Annotated in this window: 9 protein-coding genes and 1 pseudogene; all 10 read left to right on the forward strand. The window is 45.8% G+C overall.

Annotated elements, in window-relative coordinates; genetic code table 11:
* The first annotated feature begins 46 nt into the window (after window positions 1-46).
* Complete coding sequence (gene priA, locus KH813_RS04605; protein ID WP_303993816.1) at window positions 47-2,380, forward strand: primosomal protein N'; 2,334 nt, start codon at window positions 47-49, stop codon at window positions 2,378-2,380.
* 21 nt (window positions 2,381-2,401) lie between these two features.
* Window positions 2,402-2,875 carry a peptide deformylase gene (gene def, locus KH813_RS04610; protein ID WP_303993819.1) on the forward strand — a complete coding sequence of 158 codons (474 nt, stop codon included), beginning with the start codon at window positions 2,402-2,404 and terminating at the stop codon, window positions 2,873-2,875.
* Window positions 2,872-3,813, forward strand: a complete 942-nt coding sequence (gene fmt / locus KH813_RS04615; protein WP_303993822.1) for a methionyl-tRNA formyltransferase — start codon at window positions 2,872-2,874, stop codon at window positions 3,811-3,813. Before def ends, fmt begins: the two co-directional genes overlap by 4 nt.
* Window positions 3,794-4,618 (forward strand): DUF116 domain-containing protein, encoded by an 825-nt coding sequence (locus KH813_RS04620; protein ID WP_303993825.1) that lies wholly within the window; start codon window positions 3,794-3,796, stop codon window positions 4,616-4,618. Before fmt ends, KH813_RS04620 begins: the two co-directional genes overlap by 20 nt.
* Window positions 4,578-5,900: a 16S rRNA (cytosine(967)-C(5))-methyltransferase RsmB gene (gene rsmB / locus KH813_RS04625; RefSeq protein WP_303993828.1), complete on the forward strand. Its 1,323-nt coding sequence runs from the start codon at window positions 4,578-4,580 to the stop codon at window positions 5,898-5,900. Before KH813_RS04620 ends, rsmB begins: the two co-directional genes overlap by 41 nt.
* A complete protein-coding gene (gene rlmN, locus KH813_RS04630; RefSeq protein WP_303993830.1) occupies window positions 5,897-6,934 on the forward strand; it encodes a 23S rRNA (adenine(2503)-C(2))-methyltransferase RlmN in 1,038 nt (345 codons plus the stop codon). The genes rsmB and rlmN overlap by 4 nt, the downstream gene beginning before the upstream one ends.
* Before the next feature lie 69 nt (window positions 6,935-7,003).
* On the forward strand, window positions 7,004-7,717 hold the full coding sequence (locus tag KH813_RS04635; protein ID WP_303993833.1) for a Stp1/IreP family PP2C-type Ser/Thr phosphatase: 714 nt from the start codon (window positions 7,004-7,006) through the stop codon (window positions 7,715-7,717).
* Window positions 7,718-7,740: 23 nt separating this feature from the next.
* Window positions 7,741-9,603, forward strand: coding sequence for a Stk1 family PASTA domain-containing Ser/Thr kinase (gene pknB / locus KH813_RS04640; protein WP_303993836.1), 1,863 nt, complete (start codon window positions 7,741-7,743; stop codon window positions 9,601-9,603).
* Entirely contained in the window at window positions 9,603-10,484 is an 882-nt protein-coding gene (gene rsgA / locus KH813_RS04645; RefSeq protein ID WP_303993839.1) for a ribosome small subunit-dependent GTPase A, read from the forward strand. The genes pknB and rsgA overlap by 1 nt, the downstream gene beginning before the upstream one ends.
* Window positions 10,481-10,663: pseudogene (locus KH813_RS04650) on the forward strand (ribulose-phosphate 3-epimerase); the annotation flags it as partial. The gene rsgA and the pseudogene KH813_RS04650, both read left to right, overlap by 4 nt.

A 10,663-nucleotide genomic window follows, 5' to 3' on the forward strand; every position in this document is an offset into this window, starting at 1 on the left:
ATAAGAAGACGGTACATGCCGTCTTCTTTTTCACATAGGAGAAGCTATGACGGTAGCGGAAATTATCATTAATCGACCGACTAAACATTTGCAAAAATGCTTTTCATATCGTATTCCTACCCACATGGAATACATTACCCCCGGTTGGCGAGTGATCGTTCCATGGGGAACCGGTCACGAAGAGGGTATCGTTTGGAAGACTCGACCAGAAATATCTGAGGATGCAGCGCTTGATCTAAAAAGTGTTTTCGCGACAATAGGAGATACTGCCTGGTTTACATCGGAAATGCTGGCACTTGCAGAATGGATTGCAAACTACTATGTATGTCCGTTGATTGAAGCATTGCGTTTGTTTTTAGTGGATAAAAAAGCAGTCAAAAGCCAAACTCACTATACTTTGACGATATCAGGGCAAAAAAAAATAGCACTTGAGAATATTCCTGCAAACCATCAAAAACTTCTGAAGAACTATTTCCCCAACATGCTGGAGGCGCTTGCCAATGGCTGGATTAAAGGTGAACTAAAACAACTGAGTGCTTCACGATTTTCGGGTGAATTCGTTTGGGACGCAGTCATTGACCCCGCACTATCACAACTTATGCGTACCCCGCGTCAGCAGGAGTTGGTTCTCTTTTTAACAGAGAATCCTGAGCAAACATCGGCAGAATTAAATGCAGCGGGATTTTCTGCCGCATTACGCAAATCGGCACTCAGCAATGGATATATAAGTACTCACGAAAAGTCTAACGCTCATACCGTTATCCGGGATCATTTACCCTCACTTACCTCGGCACAAGAGCAAGCGTTGGCAAACGTCACGTCAGCGCTAAACGAAAAAAGGCACGAAACATTTTTGCTACATGGAGTCACTGCCAGCGGTAAAACGGAAGTATACTTGCGCGCTGCCGCTACCGCCGTAGAGAAAGGCAAGAACGTATTGATTTTGACGCCGGAAATTTCGTTAACAGATCAATTGGTTCGTCGATTTACGGCACGCTTCGGAGCGGAAAAAATATTTTGCCAACACAGCGGCCTGACGGAGCGGGAACGCTTTGATAACTGGAGGCGTGTGCGCGCGGGCCGGGGAAATATTGTGATCGGACCTCGTTCCGCCATATTTATGCCGGCAGAAGAAATCGGCCTTATTGTTATCGATGAAGAATACGATGCCAGCTACAAACAAAGTGAGCAGACACGGTATCATGCCAGACGTGTGGCGGAGTGGCGTGCACGTTGGCATCATTGTCCGCTCGTTTTAGGCGCGGCAACACCTTCGATGGAAAGTTATTATCGCGCTGAAAATGGTGAAATCACTACACTACTGCTCCCGGAACGTATCGGCGGTGTATCCCTGCCCAAAATGCATATTGTCGATATGCGCAGCGAGTTGGAGGTGGGGAACCGTTCCATTCTTTCACGGGAATTGTACCAGACGATGCAGACGATGCTTTCGCAGGGACGTCAAATTATTTTGCTTTTAAACCGACGCGGCTATGCCACTCATGTTTCCTGTCGGACATGCGGTTATGTTTTAACCTGTCCTCATTGCGACTTGCCTTATACTTACCATTTACCAACCCATACTTTACAATGCCATCGTTGCGGCGGTGAAAGGGAGATGCCCACAAGCTGTCCGAATTGTGGCAGTAAAGCGATTAAATATTTTGGACTCGGCACGCAACGCGCACAAAAAGTGGTAGCGGAAGCATTTCCCCGGGCGAAAGTCCTGCGTTTGGATACGGATAATGCAGGGAATGCAAGGCGGCGCGCAGAAATTTTAGATGCCTTTGCGCAGGGGAAAGCCGATATCTTGTTGGGAACGCAGCTGGTGGCGAAAGGCCATGATATTCCTAATGTCGGCTGTGTCGGAATTTTAAGTATTGATGCATTATTAAATCGCCCGCAATATAATGCGGCGGAACAGGTATTTCAATTGGTTGTGCAAGCAGCCGGACGCGCAGGACGTAAAGACGGTGATGGGCGCGTCATTGTGCAGACATACCATCCGGGGCATTATGCATTGCAAGCGGCCTGCACCAATGAATGGCAGAATTTTTATACCGAAGAACTTGAACTGCGCGAGTATTTGCATTACCCGCCATTTTTTGAACGCGCTAAAATCAGCGCTTTTGCGGAGAGCCAAGAAAAGGCGCAAAGTCATTTGCAAGTGCTATTTGATGATCTTGTAAACGTTCTTGCAGAAAAAGGCATAGAGGTGGAATATACGGATATTTACCCTGACTATCAGGCTAAATTACGTGGCCGGTTTTATATGTCTTTTCAAATAGCAGCCAAAAATCTTGACGTGGTTAGAGAGCATATGAAGCAAAACGCTCTATGGCAAGTAAATGGTATAATAATAGATATGGAAATGAGTTAACATACAAAAGAGGTGACACGATTGGCAGTCCGTAAAATTGTGTTGGCGGGCGCGCCCGTGCTGAAAACAAAGGCGCAACCTGTTACAAAAATGACAAAATCGATTAAAACTTTACTGAAAGATATGAAAGATACGTTATATGATGCCAACGGCGTGGGCCTTGCAGCACCACAAGTCGGTGAATCCTTACGGATCTTTGTCATTGATGACGGCAACGGTTATGTGGAATATATTAATCCGGAAATTATTACTTTATCTGATGAAAAAGAAGAAATGACGGAAGGTTGCTTAAGTGTTCCCGGTTTTGTGGGAGTGGTCGAGCGCTCTACCGGCGTTACCGTACGATATGAAGATCGAAATGGGCGTACGCATGAGGTAAAAGCAACGGGGCTGTTGGCGCAGGCTATCCAACATGAAAATGACCATATTGATGGTATTCTTTACATCGAACGTGCGAAAAATCTATACAAAGAAAATGAAGGAACGATCGAATGAGAGTTGTCTTCATGGGGACGCCGCAATTTGCTGTACCCTGTCTGGAGTCGGTACTAACACATCCGAAAGCGGAAATTGTCGGCGTATATACACAACCGGATCGGGTCAATCGTCGCGGTAAAAAAATGAGTTTTTCACCGGTGAAAGAGTGTGCCCTTGCACATGATTTGCCGTTGTATCAGCCGGCAACACTGCGCGATGCCGCCGCGCAAAAAGAATTACAGGAGCTTGCACCGGAACTTTTGATCGTGGTGGCTTATGGTCAAATTCTCCCGGCGAAAGTTCTTGAAATTCCGCGTCTTGGTGCGATCAATGTTCATGCATCATTATTGCCCAAGTATCGCGGCGCAGCACCGATACAGTACAGTCTGCTCAATGGCGATGAGACGACCGGTGTCACTATTATGCATTTGGATGAAGGCATGGATACCGGCGATATCATCTTACAACGTCGAATTGATATTCCTATTGATTGGGAATTCAATCAATTATCTGGGCACTTATCTACACTCGGTGCAAAAGCCTTACAAGAGGTCTTAGCTGACGCGGCTACAGCGATTGGTAATGCTACACAGCAAGCACACGATCGGGCCACATATACCGGGAAAATTGCTAAAGAATGGGGACGAATCCACTGGAGTAAAAATGCGCACACCATTCATAATTTAGTGCGTGCATTGCATACGAATCCGGGAACCTATACATTTTTCCGCGAAAAACGTTTGAAAATTCATCAGACCGTTCTGACAAAAGCGCATGCGACGCTTTTACCGGGCGAATTATTGGTGGACGGTACGGATATTTTTGTCGGTACGGGTGAGGGGAGCTTGCAGCTTTTGCAAGTGCAGCCGGAAAGCAAACGGAATATGCAGACGGCTGAGTTTATTAACGGCTACCAAATAAAATCAGGTGAAGTCCTTGGCGAACAAACAGATTGACGAAACGTTACAAAATCGTAATCTCTACCTGCGCTTGACCTTGTTGACGTGGGTAACATTAGGCGCGATCGTTTTTGCGATTGCGTATTTATTGGCGCCCGGATTAACTTTGCTGCATCCTATTTTGCCGAATCTTGCATACGTTTTGACGGCAGCGGGCGTGATCTTCAGCGGCGGCCTGATTGCATGCATCGGCGTGGCGTTGGAAACCCATCACGAATTGCCCTTGGGAATTTTGCGTAGCGCCAGTAAAACGGTATATATGTTTTTACCGTATTGCATTTTGTGGGGCAAAGTATTCCGTATTCCGAAAGAACATGTCGCCCAGTCGTTGGTAGATTTAATTAATACGTTGTCAGAGCGTTATTTGCCGAAACTCAAGCCGGAAGATATTATGCTGCTGACACCGCATTGCTTGCAAAATGATACTTGTCCGATCAAAGTAACGCGCGATGCGTTTGCTTGTCGTGAATGCGGACGTTGTCCGGTGGGAGGGCTGGTTCATCTTGCCAAAACATATGGAGTTTCCTTATATATCGCCACCGGAGGAACCTTTGCGCGTCTTTTAGTAAAAAAACATCGTCCTAAAGCGATTATTGCGATCGCTTGTGAACGGGATCTGGTTTTGGGAATGAGAGATGTTTTTCCGATTTTAGTGTTCGGAGTTTTAAATAGTCGTCCCTATGGTCCCTGTTTCAATACCCAAGTGGATCTGCAAAAAGTAGATAAAGTATTAGCTCATTTGTTAGGAGAAAAGAAGTCTGTTGAAAACTGCTCGAGAAATAGCGCTCGTCGTCTTGCGTAAGGTGCTTGTGGAAGAGGCTTATGCAAATATTGCCTTGCAACAAGTATTTACCACATGGCCTGCTGAAGATCGCGAACGTCGGTTTGCCACCGAAATTATTTACGGTGTAATTCGTAAGAAAAATTATTTGGAATGGATATTAGGCCGTTTAAGTCGCCAGCCGTTGGCAAAATTGGATGCGGATGTACGGCTCATTTTGTTGTGCGCATTATATCAAATTATTTTTCTAAACAGTGTACCTGCGCGCGCGGCCATTAACGAAGCCGTCGAGCTGACGAAAGAAGTATCACATCGCGGCAGTGCGGGTTTTGTAAATGGTTGCTTACGCAGCTATTTGCGCAAACGGGAAGAGTTTAACATTCCGCAACGGACAAATGATCCTATTACCTATTTAAGTCTTACATATTGTCAGCCTAAGTGGTTCACTCAATGGGCTGTTCGCACATGGGGCATGGAGCGCACAGAAGAGCTGTTTGCTTATTTTATGCAGCCGGCGCCACTCACTGTGCGTGTAAATACGCTTCTGGAAACTCGGGATGAGATTATACGAAATTTAACATCTCGCGGTGTTGACGTAGTAAAACTTGCCGTTCCTGAAGGACTTTCCATTAGCAGGGGGGGGATTGCCGCCATTCGTGAAGAGCTGCAAAGCGGAATTTTATATGTCCAGGATGAAGCGGCTATGTGGGTGGCACATGCGGTTTCTCCACAACCGGGTGAAACCATATTGGATTTATGTGCAGCGCCCGGCGGTAAAACCACTCACTTAGCACAACTCATGGAAAATCAGGGAGAAATCATTGCCGGCGATTTATATCCTCACAAACAACAGCTGATCCGGGATAATTGTAAGCGATTGGGCGTAACTATAGTTTCTGCAGTGTTGCAAGACGCCACTAAAGAAAATCTGGATTGGCAAAAAAAATTTGATAAAGTACTCGTTGATGCCCCTTGTTCCGGATTAGGAGTTATCGGACGTCGCCCGGATCTTAAATGGCGACGTACGTCAAAGGAATTAAAAGACTTTCCGCTCTTGCAGCAGGCAATCGTAGAACGTGCCGTTACGTATTTAAAACCGGGCGGTCGCTTAGTGTACAGTACCTGCACACTGAATCCGGAAGAGAACGAAGGCGTAAGAGAAAGAATTTCACAAGCACATCCCCAATTGCAACCGTGCACTATTTCGCTTGCGAATACGATCGATACAGATGAGTATAGATTTTGGCCGCCGGAATCGAAAACAGACGGTTTTTATATTTGCGCTTGGGAAAACAAAATATGAAACAAAATATTTGGGGTAAAAACCTCACGGAATTACGGGCTTTAATGAAGGAACTTGGCGCTCCCGGATATCGCAGTCAGCAGTTGTTCGATTATATGTATAAGCGTGGTATTTTACATTTTGACGAAATGGCGCAATTGCCGAAAGCATTGCGCAACAAACTGATAGAATCGTGCGTCATCGATTTTCCGACCATTGTGCGTGAACAGCGAAGCAGCGACCGGAAAACGGCCAAACTGTTGCTGCGTTATAGTGATAACTCACTGATTGAAACAGTACTGATGAACCAGCCGTACGGTTATTCCGTATGCATTTCCACGCAGGTGGGGTGCGCGGTCGGCTGTACATTCTGTGCCTCCGGTTTAACCGGCTTGCAACGTAACTTAACGGCCGCAGAGATGCTGGCACAGATTTATTTGTGGCAATTTCTTTATGAAATCAAAATTCACTCTTTCGTGTTGATGGGCTCCGGAGAACCTTTGCAAAATTATGACAATGTACTTTCTTTCATGAAAATGTGCCATGATTTTGAAGGATTAACGATAAGTTATCGAAATATGACGCTATCGACCTCAGGTATTACACCTAAAATTTATGATTTGGCTAAAGAAAAATTGCCGATTACATTAGCGCTTTCGTTACATGCACCGAACGATACCATCCGCAATCAAATCATGCCGATCAGTAAATGGTATCCCTTGCCGGAACTATTGGAGTCGTTACAATTTTATACTCAAACCACCCGCCGGCGCGTAACTTGTGAATATATCCTTTTGGCAGGAGTCAATGATCAGCCGGAACATGCCGCCGAGTTGGCGCAAATGATCCGTCCGTTGCGCGCGCATGTAAATTTGATTCCATTAAATGAGAGTCCGGGGATTCCTTACCGACGACCGGAAATGAAACATTCACAGGAATTTTGTGAACAGTTGCAAAGGCAGGGAATAGCAGCTACCATCCGTAAAGAAATGGGTACTGAAATTCAAGCTGCCTGCGGTCAGCTCAAAATGAAATTTGTTGGAGATAACGCCTAGTTTGACGCTGTATTTGATAGATGATACGATATCCATATATTGATTAAATTTAACTATTAAGGTGGTTTCATGAAAAGTTTTGGTATCACCAAGCGTGGTCTTGTGCGTCCTACTAATGAGGATGCTTTCCGTATCGTTGCGCCATCTCTTTTTATTGTGGCGGACGGAATGGGAGGACATGTTGCCGGTGAGATCGCAAGCCACATAGCCATCGAGCGCGTCTCAGACTATGTACGCAGTGAACGTTCGGAGCTTTGGAACGAAGTCACACTAAAAGATGCGGTCAATCAAGCAAATATAGCTATCCGCGAACGTGTTAACAGTGAGCCGAATCTAAATGGTATGGGAACAACGCTTTTAGTTGCTCGCGCTGAAGAAGATCTATTCTTCTGGGCGCATGTCGGCGATAGTCGAATTTATCGTTACTATCGTGGTCAATTGACCCAGATTACGGTGGATCACTCCTTGGTTACCGAAATGGTTCACAAAGGCACTTTAACTGAGGAGCAGGCTAAAATTCATCCGTCACGCAATGTAATTACCCGCTCCGTCGGTACAACGGATACTCTGAAAGTAGATACCGGGCGATTAACGTTGCAGTCGGAAGAGATGATTGTGATGTGTACCGACGGTGTTTATAATATGGTTTCGGACGCAAAATTACGTGATCTTTTAATTACGAATGAAAATGCGCCGGAAGCGTGCGCTCGCTCGATCATGCGCGAAGTATATCTAGGCGGGGCCAAAGATAACGCGACCGTGGTCGTAATCAGTAATACGTAAGAGAAAGTGATGGTGTAAACTATATGGTTGGACGGCTTTTAGACAATCGTTACCAGCTGACCGAAAAAATTGGCAGCGGCGGCATGGCTGATGTCTATCGTGCCCAAGATGTGTTACTGGATCGTGTCGTTGCCGTAAAAATATTGCATAGCAATTTTGCGACTGACAACGATTTTGTCGTAAGATTCCGAAGAGAGGCACAAGCGGCCGCAAAATTGTCTCACCCCAATATCGTTAATATCTACGATGTCGGCAAGGACAATGAAGTGTATTATATCGTCATGGAATACGTCGGCGGTGAAACGCTAAAAGACTATATTGCGCGCCAGGGACGACTTTCCAATGAAGCGGCCGTTCGAATCGCGATCGAAATTGCAGAAGCATTGGAACATGCACATGCTAATGGCCTCATTCATTGCGATATCAAACCGCATAATATTTTGGTTACCAAAACCGGCCGAATTAAGGTGGCTGATTTCGGTATTGCACGTGCGATCAATACAGTTACGATTGCCAATAAGCAATCCGTACTTGGTTCTGTACATTATTTTTCGCCGGAACAGGCCAGCGGTGATCCGCTGACACCACAAACGGATATGTACTCTTTAGGAATCGTGCTGTATGAGATGCTTACCGGTCATCTTCCTTTTGAGGGAGAAACGGCGGTCAGCATTGCTTTAAAACATATGCAGGAAGATATCCCTAAACCGGCAAAATACAATCCGACCATTTCACCAATGTTGGAAGATTGTGTCATGAAAGCGCTACAAAAAGATCCGCATAAACGGTTCAGCGATATTTCGGAAATGATCGCTGAGTTGCGTTTAGCACAAGGTTTAGTAACGCCCAAAAATGCAAAAACCGGTCGGCATGATTTTTCCACAGGTCAATTTCCACGCACCCGTCCGATTCCCAAAACGGATTTGGAACCGAAAGAAAGTGTATTAACACCGATTTTATCGTGGCCGGTACGATGGATTGTCTTGGGCATTGCAGGATTATTCTTATTGGCATCGGGTATTGCCTTTTGGATGTTTGGCGATTTTTGGAGCCCGGATTCAATGACATTGCCCAATGTGGTCGGCCAGCAGGTAGAAGTAGCACAAAAAACACTGACAAGCAAAAATTTAAATGTTCGTATCAGCGAAATTGCGAGTGAAGATGTGCCCATCGGTCAAGTTATTTCGCAAACGCCGAGCGCCGGAATGGAAGTAAAAACACATCGTATTATTCATCTGACTATCAGTAAAGGCGGGAGCAATATTTTGATTCCCGACTTGACAGGTCTTACGATTGAACAGGCAACTGCCAAACTGAACAGCATCCACTTGAGGCTTGGAAAAATTGAAGAGAGAGAAGACAGCAGTCGCCCCTTAGATACTATTATCGGACAGTCTCCGCTGGCGCCGAATAAAGTGGAAGCGGACACTAGTGTCAATGTGGTTGTCAACAAAAAAGATATGGTTAGCCGTGTTACGACCCCGGGAGTTGTCGGTAAAACATGGCAGGAGACAAAACAAATCTTGAAACAGGCGGATTTGATCGTGGGTTCTTTGACGCGTGACGGCAAAGATGTCACTCCCGCCGACGAAGATTTGGTAACTGCACAGAATCCATCTGCAGGACAAGCTATTGTACGCGGCTCAAGCGTAGATTTGACATTTGACAAGACGGAAGAAAAAAAGGCAAATGTCGGTATTCGGGTGCCTAACGATGGAAAATCTCATCATGTTGAAATTATTGTCACCGATGATACGGGTAGACATACCGTATTTTCCGCTAATGAAAAAGCAGGGACTACTATTAACCAGCGAGTTACAGGTAGCGGACAGGTACGGGTTCAAGTGTTGATAGATAACGCTATCGTGCAAGATCAAGAGCTCTAATGGAACAAAAAGGAATTGTGATACGCAATCAGAACGGCTATTTTACCGTTTCTAATTCTCACGGACATGAATATACTTGCAAAAGCCGAGGGCGGTTGAAGCTGGAGTCTTCCGGCATTTTGGTGGGTGACTATGTAAACATCGATGTACTTACGGAAACAACCGGCATGATTGTTTCCGTACATCCGCGCAAGACTACGTTACAGCGTCCGCACGTTGCCAATGTTACACATTTAATTGCCGTGATGGCGGCGACACAGCCTGAGCCGAATTTGTTTCTACTTGACCGCATTTTAATGATGGCGGAAAAGCAAGGTTTAGATCCTTTAATTTGTTGGACAAAAGTGGATTTGGATCACGCAAAAGCAAAGCGGCTGGCAGCGGACTATGCCAATGTTCCCTACATTACTGTACAATCCGGTTATGATCAGCCGGTACGCGAGCCGTTGCTGGCGATTCTGCAAGGTCACATCAGTGTCTGCTGCGGTCCGTCGGGTGTGGGAAAATCAGCCTTAATCAATCATTTGGCCCAAACAGATGCTTTGCGCACGCAAAGTGTCAGCTCAAAAATAGGCCGTGGACGAAATACTACTCGCCATGCCAAGTTACTGAGACTCGCACCGAATACGTTTATTATGGATACACCGGGATTCGCATCGCTCTCATACCTGCCGAGTGAAGTGACCGAGATTGCTGCGCGTTTTCGTGATTTTACACCCTACTTAGGGCAATGCCGTTTTGATGATTGCCGCCATTTAAAAGAGCCGCATTGCGCTGTCAAAGAGGCGGTAGAAGACGGCGCTATTTTACAAAGTCGGTATGACTCCTACCAAGCGCTAGCGGAGGAGTGGCTGGAAAAAGAGAAAGGCAGATATCGATGATAAAAATTGCACCATCCTTACTTTCTGCAGACTTTTCTCGCTTGCAGGAAGAATTGAAAATGCTAACACAAGCCGGTGCCGATATTGTTCATTTGGATATTATGGACGGCCATTTTGTTCCGAATCTGACGTTTGGTCCGCCGGTGATCAAAGCGTTGCGGCCTCACAGCGATTTAGTG

Source organism: Negativicoccus succinicivorans (assembly GCF_018373335.1).
GTDB classification, from domain to species: Bacteria; Bacillota; Negativicutes; order Veillonellales; family Negativicoccaceae; genus Negativicoccus; species Negativicoccus succinicivorans_A.

Bases quoted from the DNA above. Each gene is read 5' to 3' on its own strand.
- priA (WP_303993816.1), top strand. From the start codon at position 47: ATGACGGTAGCGGAAATTATCATTAATCGACCGACTAAACATTTGCAA.
- fmt (WP_303993822.1), top strand. From the start codon at position 2,872: ATGAGAGTTGTCTTCATGGGGACGCCGCAATTTGCTGTACCCTGTCTG.
- rlmN (WP_303993830.1), top strand. From the start codon at position 5,897: ATGAAACAAAATATTTGGGGTAAAAACCTCACGGAATTACGGGCTTTA.
- KH813_RS04635 (WP_303993833.1), top strand. From the start codon at position 7,004: ATGAAAAGTTTTGGTATCACCAAGCGTGGTCTTGTGCGTCCTACTAAT.
- pknB (WP_303993836.1), top strand. From the start codon at position 7,741: ATGGTTGGACGGCTTTTAGACAATCGTTACCAGCTGACCGAAAAAATT.
- rsgA (WP_303993839.1), top strand. From the start codon at position 9,603: ATGGAACAAAAAGGAATTGTGATACGCAATCAGAACGGCTATTTTACC.